Here is a 15,652-nt window from a genome sequence, read left to right as displayed (position 1 = left end):
GACCTAGGACTTACAAGCCTTCGGAAGCTCCCTGAACGACTCTGATGTTACGACCACTTCTTGTATAAGACAGACCTCTTTCTATAAAACCCTTTTCAAAACCTGATAGTTTTTTAGGTGAAATATCCTGAACTGTAACACCAAGCTGCCCTTCTGAGATACGCGCAACATCCTCAGCTGTCACACTCGTCAAGGCCAGCTCCACATTTCTCAATCCCTTGATTTTTAGAATAGGATCAATATCGCTACTCCCGAAGGAAAGTCCGGACAATCTTAATGCTTCAACTTGAGCTCTGACTTCTCGATCAGCCCCACTTGCTCCAGAAGTTTTTTTCTGCCTGCCAGCTAAATCGACAGAGAGTTTCAAAAAATTCCTATCAAGGTTTAAGATCTGATAAAACGCCTCCTTCGAAATCCTGCTATTTTGGCAAATTCTGAGGGTTTCTAGATCCTGGCAAGCATTGACAACTTTTAGAAGATCCTCATCCGTCACCTGATGAAGATATTGAAAGGAGAGCGTTTTAAGGTGGGGCATCATTTTGGCAAGATCCACTAAGGTTGCGCCATCAATCTCGTTGTTATTTTGAAGGTTAAACCGTTCTAGATTAGAGTCATGAGCCTTCACGAAAAGCTTTAAAGTCTTTGCTGAAATAGTTGATAATGGTGCATCCACCGCACGGATGACCAAATCAGTTCTTCCAGCGAGGCTCTCAAGAACCTCGTCGGTGACTTTTGCATCTTTTAACGCCCAAGACTCTGAATTTAAGGCGGATAAAGACGAAGAATAATTGGAACTTGTAGCTGGAGATACACCCATAATGACCCTTCAAAATCTCATTCAAGGGACATTATATCAAACTCGCTCTATTAAGACCAGAGCCCCATTTCTCTAAAAAAAAACAACTTAAACAATTGATAATTAAAAAGAAGCGCTTTTAATTTATTAAAAACTTATTTATTAACAAAATATTTATTTAAAATAAATGTTTTGTTATAATATTTCGTAAGAAAGCTTAAAAAAAGGAATAGGAAGGAAATTATGAGCGCTATAGATTTATCACAAAATAATCTCGAAGGTCTAATCTCTTTTATGCAAACCACTGAGTACGAAGCTCTCGGTACAGAAGAGAAAGCCGTCTTAACCCGGTATGCACAATTAGAAGGCACTGGAACGTTAGACAAACGGACTGTCGTTCAAATCTCAAAAGTGACAGATCCGAGAGTTGTCGGCCCCAAATATCCTGGCGGCGGAACAGTCAAAGAAGCGGAAAAAGCAAATTATACAGATGGTGTCGAACCCGTCTACTTTATTGGAGAACGCAAGTACCTGTTCTTTGCGGACCCAGAGAAGCACATGTTTTACTTTATGAAGAATCCAGACACTTTTTCACATGATGTTAAAGCATTGGAAGTATTAGATATAAGCGCAAAGGAGTGGGTACGTATCGATGACCTTGAACCATTTTTTGGAAATGAGGACAATTCTGCATCATTCCCTGGCTTGATCAAAGCGAACTTCCTTGTAGCACAATTTAACAGAGATGAAGAACAAGTAGCATTTGAACGAGATAAAATTGGGCTACGCGTTGAAGGGGAAAGCTTAGCCCCTAAAGCACCAGGGGAAAAATATTATTGCGAAGAACAAAAAAACTCCTATTGTCAACTGCATGCGGCAAATGCCTTTTTAGGATACGGCGCTGTTAGGCCAAATGCGCTATCAGAGTACGTCTCAATGAGAGCTGCTACATTTAGTCACTCACACGTAGAAGGACTCGCTCAGGGTGGCCTACTTGCTGAGTCTAAACCTGCAACAGGACTCTTAGATATTGAGTATGGGGTTGATCTTGGGATGGTAGTCGACTTCATGCACTATCTTGAAAGCGAAGGCGAACTAAGAGGAAGTGTTGAGCATATTGAAGTCGGAGAGCTCGCTTATACACCAGAGAAAGGTCTTGAGTTTGTGAATCATGGAACAGGAACAAGACATAAAGTAGATGAGGAGTTTCTTGCATCAAGATCACGCTCAATGCTTGGTACCTTTGCACCCGTTCATGCTAGAGCACTTAGAAAAAACACGGATGGCAGTTGGACAGAAGTCGATAGTTTGAAACCCGGCCAAAAACTTTCTGAAAACTTTTCAGCGAGTTTAATTGAAACAATTCTTGAGCAACAACAAGGAAATACGAAATTAACCTTGCCTTGCGCGTTCATGTAGGCCACAAAGAATACGCTCGCATTTGCAAACCAATGTAAAGCTAGGTGAAACCACCTGGCTTTTTTATCTCAAAAAAAACATTATAATCTGTTGGTAGTTAGCGCAAAAAGGAATAGATAAACAAAACACAACACTTTTATATAAATTAACAATCGTGATAAAATGTTATTCCTTGAACAGGAAGCTTTATGAGTGCTATAAGTTTTAAAGAAAATAATATCGATAGACTGTCCTCTTTTATGAATTCAGACGCGTTTGACACGCTCAGCTCTGAAGAGAAAGGCGTCCTTTCCCGCTATGCGCAATTAGAACAATCAGGAACACTAGACAAGCGGACAGTTGTTCAAATCTCACAATATGATGATCCAACGTCTAGTCGTCACTACCCTGGCGGCGGAACAGTTGAAGAAGCCGTCAAAGCCAATTATACAGATGAGGTCGAACTCAAGTACTTCATGGTACAGCGCCCTTATTTGTTCTTTGCTAATCCAGCAACGCATGAATTTTACTTTATGAAAAATCCCGACACTCTTGCCGACGACGTGACTGGAGTGGAAATCTTGGATGTAAGCAGTAGAGAGTGGGTAAATATCGATGACGTTGAACCCTTTTTTGGAAGACCACCCGCTCCTGGAGATGCAGGAACTTCAGCGGACTACCCTGGTTTGATTAAATCCCACTTTCTTGTGACGCAATTTAGCAGAGATGAAGAAAAGATCTCCCTAGACCGTAACAAAGTGAAGCTTCGTGTTGCAGAAGAAAGCCTGGACCCAAAACCTCCTGGAGAAAAATATTATTGCGAATCACAAAAAAACTCCTATTGCCAAATGCATGCAGCAAACGCCTTTTTAGGTTATGGAGCGATTAGACCAAATGATCTAGCAAAGTACATCGCACAAAGAGCTGCAGGATTTGGCCAGTCCTCTTTGGAAGATCCCACTGGTGTCGATGCAGACCACATGACTGCAGCTGCAAAAGAGCTTCTAGGTACACTCCTAGATATTGAGTATGGAATTGACCTTGGATTGGTTGTGGATTACATGCACCAACTTGAATCTGAAGGCGCTCTTCGATTAAGCGTTGCCGAGATGCAAGTTGGAGACCTCTCTTATTCAGACGAAAGAGGGCTTGAATTTGTGAACCATGCAGCAGGAACAAGACACGTCGTAGATGAGGAGTTTCTTGCATCAAGATCGCGCGCCATGCTTGGCACCTATCAACCTATCCATGCTAGCGCTCTTAGAAAAAACACCGATGGCAGCTGGACTCGAATTGACAGCTCAGAACCTAGCCAACAAGTCTTTGCAGACCTCAAAACCAGCTTAGCAGAGATTATTGTTAGACAGCAGCAAGGAGACACCAAATTAAGCTTGCCTTGTGCATTCATGTAACCAAATTTGTAACTAGGTACGCACTTAGTCACACTCAAAGCAGGTGTTCTCTCGTGGCTTTACGTCCTTCCATTTCGGCTGCTCTTTGCCTTCTAATTTCTCAATGTTGTTTAAAAGATCTAAAATTGAAGGAAGCTCCTGAGGTAGGAATTCATGATGTGTCCGCACGATTTCATCGATCAAGTGCGCTAAAGGTTTATCCATTGCATTGGTTAAGGCTTAAGCATTAATCGAGCTTGACCCAAAACGGTTTTCGCCTATTTGACTCTTCTTGCAGTAAAAAACGATCAGAACAATCGGACCGATGAGCGGAATGAGCGCGAGTAATATGTTCCAGCCACTTTTTCCAATATCATGAAGTCTTCGAACAGCTACAGCAATCCCAGGCATCATAAAAACAAGAAAATACACTAGAGAACAGATCATACGCGCTGCTTGAGTGAGATCTATGCTATTCATTCCAAAAGAAAAGATCAAAATCACAAGCGTATAGCGCCAGTACTCTGCACGAGACGCACGCCCTTTGAAATTCGCCCAATTCTTGAAAAACCATTTGATCGCTTTGCTCATCCTAAATTCCTAATATTTTGAAAAATACCTAGGAATATTTTACCATCTCTCAATTGAAATGATCGAGCTTTTTCTCTTAAAATATTTAGATTTCAGAAAGACGATTCCGCGCAATCTTCCCACTTGGAGTCCTAGGAAGTTCGTCTAGAAACTGAATAGAGACAGGAACTTTATAATCCTCAAGGTGTTCCTTTGCAAAAGCGATAAGCTCTTCTTCAGAGATCGGGTGCTTGAGCTCGACAAAGGCTTTGGGAACTTCTCCCTCAGTTGTGTGAGGAACTCCGATCACCCCAACAGCCTTCACAGCGGGATGTTTTGAAAAAACCAATTCAACTTCTAATGGAGAGATATTATCTCCGTCTCGAATGATCATCTGTTTAAGACGCCCAACAAACCAATAAAAACCGTCAGAGTCGCAACGAAGAAGATCACCCGTTCTTAGCCATCCATCGACTAAAACTTTTTGAGTTTCATCTAAATCATTCCAGTATTTGAGCATCCTATTAGGCCCTTTTACCCACATCTCTCCATCACGAAGCTCAAGAGTTGCATTTTTTGCCGCTTGCCCCACTGAGGCTTGCTTCTCCTTTTCCCCACTTTTATTCACAGTCAAAATAAGAAATTCACTCATCCCATACCCATACCGAATAGAAACCCCTGTTTTCTCCTTAAACGCATCCATTAATGCTCCCGTTACTTGATCCCCACCGGTAAAATTGATTCTCACTCCTTTAAAATGGTCTTTAGAAAGCGTCGGTTCATGAATGATATCACTATTCCCTTTCCCCATTATCGATAAAACGGTTGGTTGATGCTTCAAAGCCTCCTTAAGATTTGGTATATCGAGGTGTGGAATAATCACACCGGATCCCCCACTGAAAAGAGGCATAAAAGCGTGGCAACATCCACTCGCATTGCTCATCGACTCTGAAACAAGAAAACGATCTTCTGAGGTTAAATCAGTGGCATCAACCATCGTATCAAGCATGGCGGTAAAGGAGCGATAGGAATGAGTCACTCCTTTGGGATGACTTGTCGATCCCGATGTAAAATAAATTGCTGCAGGATTCTCTGGTTTTGGCACGACCACTTCCCCGCTTCCTTCTTCGAAACGAAGAGAATGTGAAGCATCAATCATCAGCTCTGGGTTTGTTTGATCGATAATGTAATCCCTTTCACTTTGTTTCAGATTAGGGCTGATTGGAACAGCAATCGCGCCAGCCATAAATACCCCCAAGTAAGCAATGGCTAAATCGATACTATTTGGAAGAGAAAATCCAATACATTTTGACGCTAGCCCTTTTTTTTGAAATTGAAGGGCTAAGTTCCTACCATAATGGTAAAAAGCTCCATAAGTGATCGTTCCTCCCCCTTCAACAAAAAGGACTCGATTCGGATTTTCTTGGGCATGTTTTTCAATTATTCGAATGATCATAAATTTTTTGTATTAAATCGCAGTTAATGGATCAAGCTCTTTAACCTACTCTCTTAAGAGTCGTCTTAGTTTTCACTTGAAATCTATCGATTGAACCGAGACAATTATCTTCTATTTACAGAATCAAAAAAATTGCTTTATGACAGTTCGCACACGCATTGCTCCGTCTCCGACGGGAGACCCTCATGTAGGTACGCCTTACATGGCTCTGTTTAACTTCATTTTCGCTCGTTACCATGGCGGAGAATTCATTTTACGTATCGAAGATACCGACAGGACCCGTAGTCGCCCGGAATATGAGGAAAGTATTTTTAAGTCCCTTCAATGGCTCGGGATTCAATGGGATGAAGGACCGGATATCGGCGGTCCGTATGGCCCCTATCGCCAATCAGAGCGGTCGGAAATTTACAAGGAACATGTCCAAAAGCTGCTCGATGAAGGCAAAGCTTACAAGTGTTTTGCAACCGCTGCAGAACTTAAAGAAATGCGGGAAATTGCAGCTAAGACAGGTCAACGATCTGGCTATGATAGACGCTACCGTAACTTAAGCCCTGAAGAGATTGAAAAGCGGGAAAGCGAAGGGCAATCTTACACGATTCGATTAAAGGTTCCTCTAACTGGAGAATGTGAATACGAAGATCTCATCAAAGGGCGGATCACTTGCCCCTGGGCCGATGTTGACGACCAAATTCTACTGAAATCTGACGGCTTTCCAACTTACCATTTGGCTAATGTCGTCGACGACCATTTGATGGGCATCACGCATATCATTCGGGGAGACGAATGGATCAGCTCCACTCCCAAACACGTACTACTTTATGATGTCTTTGGTTGGGAACGCCCTAAGATCATGCACATGCCACTGCTTTTAGGAGCAGATGGGAAAAAGCTCTCAAAACGCAAGAATCCGACTTCGGTTTTTTACTACAAAGAAAGTGGTTATCTGCCTGAAGCCTTTGTCAACTTCTTGACTCTCATGGGATATAGCATGCCAGATGACCAAGAAATTTACTCACTCGAAGACATTATCAAGAACTTTTCGACAGATCGAATCGGTGTTTCAGGAGCTTTTTTTGATGTGAAAAAACTCGACTGGATCAATCAACAGTATTTGATCAATTCCATTCCAGAAAATCAGCTGTGGAACAAAATCCAAGAGTGGGGCTTTTCAGATGAAAAGATGAAACGGCTCATGCCGCTGATTCATACTCGTATAAAGACTTTTGGAGAGTTTATCGAACTCTGCGACTTTCTTTTTGTGAACCACATTCCTCATTCGCAAGAGCTTCTTTGTCCGAAAAATATGGCTCCAGATGTGAGCGCCATGATGTTGCAATGCATGATTTGGAGCATGGATGCCGGTGAAAACTGGGGACGTGATGGGTTTGAAAAAGCCTCGCGCGAAGTTGCTGAAGCCTTTGGAGTGAATCACAAAAAAGTGATCATGCGTCTCTTGTTTGCCACCATTACAGGACGTCATCAAGGCCCTCCACTTTTCGACTCAGTCGATATTTTGGGCAAGGACCGAACACGGGCACGCATTTTAAATGCCATTGAATTTTTGGGCGGTATTTCCAATAAGAAGATGGCAATGCTGACGAAGCAATGGGAAACAAAAGATTGCAAGTCTTGGCTGAATAAGGATTAATCTTCTTCAGGGACTGGAAGGGTTTCCTCAACTGCATCTGAAACGATGTAGTGCCGGTCGTACCCGTTGGATCCACAACCAGATAAGATGATAAGCGGTAGTAAAAATAGAAAGAGTCGCATAATTTTATCCTTTGCTTAAGGCTCTTTTAAAAAATGTCAGGAGCGGTTGTCAATGACAGAGTACAACAAAAATAATCCTTTTCCTGCAAAATTGCTGGAACGCACTCTGTTGAATCAAGAGGGTTCTAGTAAACAAACCTATCATCTAAAGCTCGACCTTTCAGGTTCACAAATGCATTACGAACCTGGAGATGCCATAGGGATTTTCCCTGAAAACCCTCCCACAATTGTTGATTCAATTTTAAAAGCACTCAAGAAAACAGGAAAAGAAGAGGTCGTCGATCCGCGTAGTCAAGCAACCTTTTCCCTGAAACACTTTTTAGTCACAAAGTCGAACTTGATTCGTATTACTCTCCCGATGTTAAAGCAATTTCCCGCTTTGCATGAACTAATAGAAGATAAAGAAGCCCGCAAAGAGTTTATTGAAAATCACGATCTTGAAGATTTGCTGACTCAGCAACCAAACCCAAATGTTTCTCTGCAAGAGCTTATCTCTTATATTTCACCCATGCTCCCTCGCTTTTACTCGATTGCTTCATCTCAGCAAAAAACTCCTAACTCGGTTGACTTGTTAGTTGTCACGTTTCAATGTCAGCAAGGAGGAAAAATGCGTTGGGGACTGGGCAGCCGTTTTCTCTGTGATCAAGCTCAAGTTGGAGAAACTGTTATTCCAACATACCACCATCCGAATGCAACATTTAAAGTCCCTAAAGATAAAAATACTCCGATGATCATGATTGGCCCAGGAACGGGAGTCGCTCCCTACCGCGCTTTTTTACAAGAGCGGCTGCAGCAAAAAGCTTCCGGGAAAAATTGGCTCTTTTTTGGAGAAAGAATGCGAGCTTATGACTTTTACTATGAAGACTTCTTTACCGAGCTTGAAGAAGCTGGGTTCCTCAAGCTCGATTGCGCCTTTTCACGGGATCAGGAAGAAAAGGTCTATGTTCAACATCTCATCAAAAAACAAGCTGCTGATATTTGGGCGTGGATCCAAGAAGGCGCCTACATCTACATTTGTGGTGACGCGCGTCACATGGCAAAGGATGTCACAGCAACTTTGCACAGCATCGCTGCAGAAAAAGGAAAACTATCTGATACGGAAGCAAAAGATTTCATTCGAAAGATGCGCCAAGAAAAAAGGCTGCTTCTCGATGTCTACTGAAACGTTGTAACCACCGCATAGCACATCAGTCCTTCTCCTTTGCCAAATGAGGTGAGTCCATCGCCTGAAGTAAACGTGATGCCAACTTGATCCTCCTCAAGCTTGACAACTTCAGCAACACTTTGGCGAATATCTAGGCTCCGCTTTTGAAACTTGGGACGTTTCCCTTCGATCGTTAAAGCTATGTGCTCAATCTTTTGTTCACCTAAGGTTGCAAGTGCCTCTTCAAGGTAAACTCGGCTATCAGTGATTCCTTGTTTGTGACAAAGGTCGATTGCCAACTTGCCCAAGATGGGCACATGGGTCAATGACGTGATGGCATTACATATCGCATGGAACACCACATCCCCATCGGAATCAGCATCCATCCCCGGAGCATCTTCAAAAACAAGCCCCGCAATGATGCATTTTTTTTCTGTCCCGTTAGAGAGAAAACGGTGACTATCTTGCCCTATTCCTGTTCGAAATTTCATGTTATCGATTATATTGACTTTATGAAAAAGTTGCACCTTGGAAATGTCAATTTCGAGTGGGAACTCAAGACGCGCTCGACTCTCCCCTTTAACCAAGCCTTTTTGGTTCACCCAAACTTTTTGCAGCTCCAATTCCTCCCCCTTCTCTATGCAGATGAAAACGACGACATCCTCGTCACTCACCTACCCCAAGAACCTGCCCCCAACCTCAAGCTTTTAGCTGAGACAGGCTTTACTGATGAGAAGCTCGAAACTTGGGGATGGTCTCAAACAGCAAAAACCTGGGCCGCTAAGGAAGGTGAGATTTATGAGCCGCCGTCGTTCCCCATCGTTCGGGATGTGGCGTCTAAAGTCTTTTCCTTCACTCACAGCCCCACTCTTCCAGGAGCACAACTCTTCCACACTCTTGAAGAAGTTGAAAAATGGCTAAAGGAAGGCACTTACCCTAAAGTTCTCAAAACATGCTACGGACTCGCAGGGAGAGGGCGCTTTATTTTAGCAATTCCTGAGGAATTTGAAAGGGTACGGAAAAATGTGATCAAAAACTTTGAAGAAGGTCATGCATTGATTGGCGAGCCTTGGGTTCAACGACTCCTTGATTTTAGCACACAATGGATGATTTCAAAAGAAGGCGATGCGACCTATCTCGGTGCGACCATTATGGAAAACAAAGCAAGTGGTCAGTATGAACGCACGATTGCAGGTGAGGAAGAAGCGCTTTTTGGGATCCACTACCGGTTTTTAAAAGACCATCTCGAAATGGTTAAAGTCCCTCTTGCACATCTTGCAAAAGAAGGCTATTTCGGCCCACTGGGAATTGATGCAATGGTCTATCGCCATCCAACTGAAATGGATGAATTGCTTCATCCAATTGTAGAACTCAATGTGCGCAAAACCATGGGATGGCTTGCTCTTATCCTGCGGGAGAAAAAAAAGGCGCCCTTTCTTTCTTTAAGTTATATTTCAGAAGGTGGACCTGGACTTCTCCCTCATGAACTATTTATAGAAGGTGGAGAAAAGATCTCCTTTCGAAAACAACTCAAAGCTGATATATTAAATGAATATGGAAGCGTTTAAGATTATCGGCGGACAGCCACTCAAAGGTAAAGTGAAAGCAGCTGGGGCAAAAAATGCCATCACGAAAATCCTTGTGGCTTCGCTTCTTTCCGACAAAAGGTGTATTTTTTCCAATGTTCCTGACATTTCTGAAGTGGAAACAACGGTAAACCTGTGCAAGGAAATCGGGATGGATGTGGCGTGGGATCGAGAAGCCGGCACAATGGAAGTGATCACAAAAGAGATCAAGTCCTCCTACATCCCTATGCACTTTTCAGGTGCCAATCGAATTCCGATTCTCACAATGGGCGCGCTTCTAGGAAGAACGCGGGAAAATATTATCGTCCCTACTGTTGGCGGTTGCAAAATTGGAAAGCGTCCTGTCGATTTTCACGTCATGGCCTTGGAATCCCTAGGGGCAACTGTCGAAGACCGTATGATAAAAAAAGACAGAGCCTACTTTGCTCATGCGCCTAATGGACTTAAGGGGACTCGTATCAAGCTTCCTTATCCTTCTGTGATGGCAACGGAAAATGCCATTTTAGCAGCTTGCCGTGCCGAAGGTAAAACAGTGATCGAAAATGCGGCGATGGAGCCTGAAGTGATTGACTTGATTCTCTTTCTTCAAAAACTTGGCGCCATCATTCATGTCGATGTGAACCGAAAAATTTACATCGAACAAGCGAAACAGTTTTATGAAGTGGAACATCCGGTGATTACCGACCGTATCGAAGCAGCTTCTTTTGGAATGGCAGCCATCAGCACAAAAGGGCGCGTGTTCGTCAAAGGTGCCAAACAAGAGCACTTTATCACCTTTCTCAACAAACTTCGGAGAATTAATGGAGGCTTTTCGGTTAAAAGCGATGGAATCGAATTTTATCACCAAGGTCCTCTTAAAGGGGGACTCCACCTGGAAACAGATGTCCATCCTGGATTTCTCACTGATTGGCAACAGCCTTTCGTGATTCTCTTAACCCAAGCGTCTGGAAGCTCTGTTGTGCATGAAACGGTCTACGAAAATCGATTTGGCTACATCAAAACGCTCAAAGAAATGGGTGCTGACGTCGAACTGTTCACTCAGTGTTTAGGGGGGCGTCCCTGCCGCTTTGGTGCACAAAACTATGAACATAGCCTGATTGTGAAAGGTCCTACCCCCTTTATTGGAAAAGAAATCGAAGTTCCCGATCTCCGTGCAGGATTTGCCTATGTGATGGCTGCGCTTTTAGCACCAGAAGCCAGTACGCTTACAGGACTACGCTATCTTGATCGAGGATATGAAAACCTCGAAACAAAGTTGCAATCGCTTGGAGCAAATATTGAGCGAGTGGTGATTCCAGAAACAGCAGAAGCTTTAGTTTCTGTGTGATCGGTAGACAAACCCTAAACTCTCCGCACGGTTCGCCATTTCCGTTAAAAAGTTGTCCACTGTCCAGTCTGAAAAGGCAGGTTTCAATGACTCATAATAGTAAATAGCAACCCGCCAGTCTTTTTTTGCTTTTAAAGGATAATATTCAAAAACATCTATCCCCGCTAAATGAGCAGCAGCGACTTGCATCAAAGCCACGACTCGAGGATTGTGTCCCGAGACTCCACAACCCCAGTTTCCTGTATGAATCCGGACTTTTTGAGGCTTTGCCAATACCCTAATCTTTGAAAATGCGTGGTAGGATCGGTAGAAAAGTGCTTCAAGGTCTTCTTTTTCGTAAGGTTTTCCAACCTTCTCTAGTGAAACTGGAGGAGCAGACATGCAAAACAGGCGACTTTCTGCTTCGTCCAACTTGAATGCATATCCTTGAACATCTTCTATAGGCCTTGATGCAAATCCTTTCCCATAGCAGTACTTCGCAAGGAAAACTCCATGCCGTTTTGCTCCCGTTATCAAGGATATTTCATCCCCTTTTAGAGTGCCCATCTCTGGTTTTTCATCGATCTTTCGTTTGATATGGTAAAGACCAGGATGCTCCATCACTTGCAGTTCATCTTGGGTCAAATCCCCACTTAAACAATGCGAGAATAGCTCTGGAGTCGAAAAATTCGCAGTCCACTCTTCTTGATGTTCTTTCGAATCTGGGTAAGAGAAATGCCCATCACGTGCCCTAATTTCTCCACACTTATTGGAGAAAATTGGCAACTGTTTCACAGTAGCTCTTTTGAATGGATAAATCGTTAAACGAATATTGGTGTCTTCAATCCAACTTTTTTCACCCTTCATCTTGTCATAAATCGCACTCTTATGAGGATGTAGGTTTGCGGGTTTTTCAAGACCTGTTGTATCTAAAGTGATTGAGCGAACTTCTTTGAGCGTTTCAGTTCCGCCACTTTTTTGTTCAACGACGCGGATTTGACTCTCAACCATGCTCGATTCCATCAAATACTTGATGCATAACAAACCAGTAGAAACGAGAGAAAAACGATAAAAGTAGGCAAATAACGTAAATATGGCAAATCGAAGGACACGAGATGCTAAGAGTGCCAAATTGGGGTTTGCGATCGTTTTTGAAAAATCAAAAACGTTACGCTTCATGGTCGCAGGCTCCCCTCTGAGATCCACCACATGACCATTCAAGAGCGCTCGCAAAGGCAGCGTTACCAAGTCAATCGCTTCATGAAAATAAGACTTTTCATTTAGCAAATATTCGTTGGTTACAAAATAATTTGTTTGAACGGTCCCCATTTTATTTTACCCAAATTAGAAAGTCGAAAGTTTAAAGAAAGATTCCATTGAAATCAAGCTATTGACGGCCGTAGGCAGCATAAGCTAAGATAATTCCCCATTTTAACCACGATAAGGAACATTTTTTGGAACAGTGGCGCCAAATTCAAAAAAATAATTTTAGAAATTGGAAACCTTTAGCAGAGTTCTTAAAGCTTGACCTTGACAAGCCTTTTTTTTCGCATCCTCACTTTCCCCTTAATCTGCCGAGACGTCTTGCAGAAAAGATTGAAAAGAAGACGCTAAATGATCCCATTCTTCTCCAGTTCTTCCCACACCAAAAGGAAAATGTCGCTGCACCCGGTTTTCTCACCGACCCAGTCGAAGACACTTCTTTTCAAAAAACGCCACGTTTGTTGAAAAAGTATGAAGGACGCGTCCTCCTCATTGTGACAAGTGCCTGTGCGATGCACTGCCGTTTTTGCTTTCGGCAAAATTACCCCTACAATGAACCCCCTCTTGATTTTTCAAGAGAACTCGAAGTCATTCAAAACGACTCCTCAATACACGAAGTGATTCTCAGTGGAGGAGACCCGCTCTCTCTCAGTGATCAGAAGCTTGGTGCACTCATTGAGCAATTAAGCGCAATTCCCCACCTCAAACTGCTGCGCTTTCACACCCGTTTTCCCATTGGAATCCCCGAACGCATCACAAGCCCTTTTCTGGATCTCTTAGAAAATACAAGGTTACAAACCTTTTTCCTCCTTCACACCAACCACCCACTAGAACTTGATGCCGATGTCTTAGAAGCCATGAAACGGGTTCAAAAACGGGGCATTCCTGTCCTCACTCAAACGGTACTGATTCGAGATGTGAATGACAATGCCACTACCTTGAAAGAGCTTTTCTTAAAACTTGCGACTCATGGGATTGTTCCCTACTACTTGCATCAGCTTGACCGCGTTCAAGGCGCCGCACACTTTGAAGTTGCAACAGAAAAAGGGCTTCAGTTGATTGAGCAGCTGCGCAAACAGCTTCCTGGATATGCGGTTCCAACTTACGTGCAAGAAGTCCACCACCACAAGAGCAAAACCCCTCTTACATCCTTGGCATTGTCTGCAGACCAAGAATGTTTAGCCCCGTTTTTAGAATGCGGGCAGTAAGCTCACAGAGAACTAAACGACTACTTTCCTCAGGAGCCCCTTCAACGCGACAGTCGCGAAAGAAAGCATGGAATTTTTCTGCTAGTTCGTAGAGATAATCGGATAAGCGGTTCGGCAAGAGGTCCCGATCCATCAACTCAAGAATTTCCCCAAAGCGGCGCAAATGGAGACCTAAAGCAACTTCAGTAGGATGCTTTAACGCGATTGGTGTTGTGAGAACAAAGGCTTCAACATCTTTGCCGACTTTTCGCTTAATTCCCTGAATGCGGACATATGCATAGAGAAGAAATGCCGCTGTGTTCCCTTCAAACTTGAGCATTCTGTCATAACTAAACAGATAGTCCTTCACCCTGTGGCAAGAAAGATCAGCGTATTTCACCGCATCCACACCCAAGGTATGTGCAAGCTCCTCAATTTCTTTTGGAGTCGCATCCTCTAATCGTTCTTGCAAAATCTTTTTCGCATAATCCACTGCTTTTTGGAGCAAGTCGATCAGCTTTTCAGTTTCACCCGAGCGGGTTTTGAATTTTTTTCCATCGGGGCCAAGAACTACCCCAAAAGCGACATGCTCAAGCTGCACTTTTGCTGGGTCATAGTACCCTGCTTTTGCAGTCCCTTGAAAAAGCATTTGGAAATGAAGTTGCTGGCCTGCATCAACAACATAGATGATCCGATCTGCTTTTTCTTCTGTCACACGGTGATGCACGGCTGCAGAATCGGTCGTGGAATAGTTGTACCCCCCATCTGATTTTTGCAAAATCATCGGGAGAGGCTTATCATCTTTTGCTGTAAACCCTTCAAGAAAGACGCACTTTGCCCCGTCTGACACTTCAATCAGCCCCTTGGCTTCAAAATCTTGAATCACTTGAGGAAGTTTGGGGTTATAAAATGACTCCCCCCGTTCAACGAGTTTAACATCTAAAAAGTCGTAAATTTCTTGAAACCCTAGCCTTGAAATTTCACAAATCTTTTCCCACGCTGCAAGCGCTGATGTTTCTCCACCTTGCAATTCAACCACTTGAAGCTGTGCCCGTTTTTTAAATTCAGGATCCGCATCAAAGCATTTCTTCGACTCACGGTACCAGTTCATAAGCGACGGAAGATCGGCCTTTTCTTCATTGGCTAAAACTCCTGGATGCTGCTCTTTCAAATAGGTGATCAGCATCCCAAACTGGGTCCCCCAATCTCCAATGTGATTGAGTCTGAGCACATCATGTCCCAAAAATTCAAACAAACGCGCCAAAGCGTCGCCAATCACAGTCGAACGAAGATGACCCACATGCAGTTCTTTCGCCACATTTGGGGAGGAGAATTCGACAATGATTCTCTTCTTCTCTTTTAAAGGTGGCACACCTAACCGCTTGTCAGCAATCACAGCTGTAAGCTCTTTCGATAAAAAGGTGTCTGTCAAAGTGATGTTGATAAATCCGGGGCCTGCTATTTCAAGAGACTCGATCATCCCATCTTTTAGTCCTTCCCACTTCTCCACAATTTGCAACGCAACATTGCGAGGATTTGTCTTGAGCATTTTGCCAAGCTTCATGGCTGAATTGCACTGATAGTGACCGAATTTCTCCTGGGTGCTAGGCGTAATGTCTGCTAGAAGACATGAGGAAATGTCTTCGCCTGGGAAGCACTGTTTAAGAATTTCCGTTGCTTGATCTTGCAGTATTGTCGAAAGGTTTTCCATGATTCTCTACTCTTACTTAATCGTAAGTTATTCTGCTTACCCCTCCTGTAAATTGTCAAGTTCTTCTCATAATT

15 protein-coding genes are annotated in these 15,652 nt (G+C 43.3%); 7 read left to right on the top strand and 8 right to left on the bottom strand.

What is annotated here, in order from left to right:
• Nucleotides 1-10: 10 nt before the first annotated feature.
• The gene (locus ACOOFG_RS01475) at nt 11-817 is read right to left on the bottom strand and encodes a hypothetical protein (protein ID WP_420421878.1); all 807 of its coding nucleotides are present in this window, start codon (nt 815-817) and stop codon (nt 11-13) included.
• A gap of 222 nt (nt 818-1,039) precedes the next feature.
• Here ACOOFG_RS01475 and ACOOFG_RS01470 point away from each other — a divergent pair, with 222 nt between their 5' ends.
• The gene (locus tag ACOOFG_RS01470; protein WP_420421877.1) at nt 1,040-2,215 is read left to right on the top strand and encodes a hypothetical protein; all 1,176 of its coding nucleotides are present in this window, start codon (nt 1,040-1,042) and stop codon (nt 2,213-2,215) included.
• Between the two features lie 188 nt (nt 2,216-2,403).
• Entirely contained in the window at nt 2,404-3,606 is a 1,203-nt protein-coding gene (locus ACOOFG_RS01465) for a hypothetical protein (RefSeq protein WP_420421876.1), read from the top strand.
• A 24-nt stretch (nt 3,607-3,630) separates the two neighbouring features.
• Here the strand turns inward: ACOOFG_RS01465 and ACOOFG_RS01460 are convergent, their stop codons facing one another.
• From ACOOFG_RS01460 to ACOOFG_RS01450, 3 genes are all read right to left on the bottom strand, one after another.
• A complete protein-coding gene (locus tag ACOOFG_RS01460; protein ID WP_420421875.1) occupies nt 3,631-3,810 on the bottom strand; it encodes a hypothetical protein in 180 nt (59 codons plus the stop codon).
• A gap of 15 nt (nt 3,811-3,825) precedes the next feature.
• Entirely contained in the window at nt 3,826-4,176 is a 351-nt protein-coding gene (locus ACOOFG_RS01455) for a DUF805 domain-containing protein (protein WP_420421874.1), read from the bottom strand.
• An 85-nt stretch (nt 4,177-4,261) separates the two neighbouring features.
• Nucleotides 4,262-5,611, bottom strand: a complete 1,350-nt coding sequence (locus ACOOFG_RS01450; RefSeq protein ID WP_420421873.1) for a class I adenylate-forming enzyme family protein — start codon at nt 5,609-5,611, stop codon at nt 4,262-4,264.
• Nucleotides 5,612-5,750: 139 nt separating this feature from the next.
• Between ACOOFG_RS01450 and gltX the strand changes: the two genes are divergently transcribed.
• Nucleotides 5,751-7,259 (top strand): glutamate--tRNA ligase, encoded by a 1,509-nt coding sequence (gene gltX / locus ACOOFG_RS01445; RefSeq protein WP_420421872.1) that lies wholly within the window; start codon nt 5,751-5,753, stop codon nt 7,257-7,259.
• On the opposite strand, the gene ACOOFG_RS01440 is transcribed toward gltX, so the two are convergent.
• Complete coding sequence (locus ACOOFG_RS01440) at nt 7,256-7,381, bottom strand: hypothetical protein (RefSeq protein WP_420421871.1); 126 nt, start codon at nt 7,379-7,381, stop codon at nt 7,256-7,258. The two genes, gltX and ACOOFG_RS01440, sit on opposite strands and share 4 nt — an antisense overlap.
• A 52-nt stretch (nt 7,382-7,433) precedes the next feature.
• Between ACOOFG_RS01440 and ACOOFG_RS01435 the strand changes: the two genes are divergently transcribed.
• Nucleotides 7,434-8,543, top strand: a complete 1,110-nt coding sequence (locus tag ACOOFG_RS01435) for a diflavin oxidoreductase (RefSeq protein ID WP_420421870.1) — start codon at nt 7,434-7,436, stop codon at nt 8,541-8,543.
• Here the strand turns inward: ACOOFG_RS01435 and ispF are convergent.
• Nucleotides 8,537-9,016, bottom strand: coding sequence for a 2-C-methyl-D-erythritol 2,4-cyclodiphosphate synthase (gene ispF, locus ACOOFG_RS01430; protein ID WP_420421869.1), 480 nt, complete (start codon nt 9,014-9,016; stop codon nt 8,537-8,539). The two genes, ACOOFG_RS01435 and ispF, sit on opposite strands and share 7 nt — an antisense overlap.
• A gap of 21 nt (nt 9,017-9,037) precedes the next feature.
• On the opposite strand from ispF, the gene ACOOFG_RS01425 reads away from it, so the two are divergent.
• Together ACOOFG_RS01425 and murA are read left to right on the top strand one after the other, a co-directional pair.
• On the top strand, nt 9,038-10,093 hold the full coding sequence (locus ACOOFG_RS01425; protein WP_420421868.1) for a hypothetical protein: 1,056 nt from the start codon (nt 9,038-9,040) through the stop codon (nt 10,091-10,093).
• Nucleotides 10,080-11,438 (top strand): UDP-N-acetylglucosamine 1-carboxyvinyltransferase, encoded by a 1,359-nt coding sequence (gene murA / locus ACOOFG_RS01420; protein ID WP_420421867.1) that lies wholly within the window; start codon nt 10,080-10,082, stop codon nt 11,436-11,438. Before ACOOFG_RS01425 ends, murA begins: the two co-directional genes overlap by 14 nt.
• Here murA and ACOOFG_RS01415 read toward each other — a convergent pair.
• Complete coding sequence (locus tag ACOOFG_RS01415) at nt 11,424-12,746, bottom strand: hypothetical protein (RefSeq protein WP_420421866.1); 1,323 nt, start codon at nt 12,744-12,746, stop codon at nt 11,424-11,426. The two genes, murA and ACOOFG_RS01415, sit on opposite strands and share 15 nt — an antisense overlap.
• 125 nt (nt 12,747-12,871) lie before the next feature.
• Here ACOOFG_RS01415 and ACOOFG_RS01410 point away from each other — a divergent pair, with 125 nt between their 5' ends.
• Complete coding sequence (locus ACOOFG_RS01410) at nt 12,872-13,888, top strand: KamA family radical SAM protein (RefSeq protein WP_420421865.1); 1,017 nt, start codon at nt 12,872-12,874, stop codon at nt 13,886-13,888.
• Here the strand turns inward: ACOOFG_RS01410 and argS are convergent.
• Nucleotides 13,824-15,578: an arginine--tRNA ligase gene (gene argS, locus ACOOFG_RS01405; RefSeq protein WP_420421864.1), complete on the bottom strand. Its 1,755-nt coding sequence runs from the start codon at nt 15,576-15,578 to the stop codon at nt 13,824-13,826. The two genes, ACOOFG_RS01410 and argS, sit on opposite strands and share 65 nt — an antisense overlap.
• Between the last annotated feature and the right edge of the window lie 74 nt (nt 15,579-15,652).

Origin of the sequence: Simkania sp. (genome assembly GCF_965215465.1) — a bacterium.
Classification (GTDB): domain Bacteria; phylum Chlamydiota; class Chlamydiia; order Chlamydiales; family Simkaniaceae; genus Simkania.
Note: the sequence above shows the minus strand (reverse complement) of the source record. Positions and strands in the feature narration are given on the sequence as shown.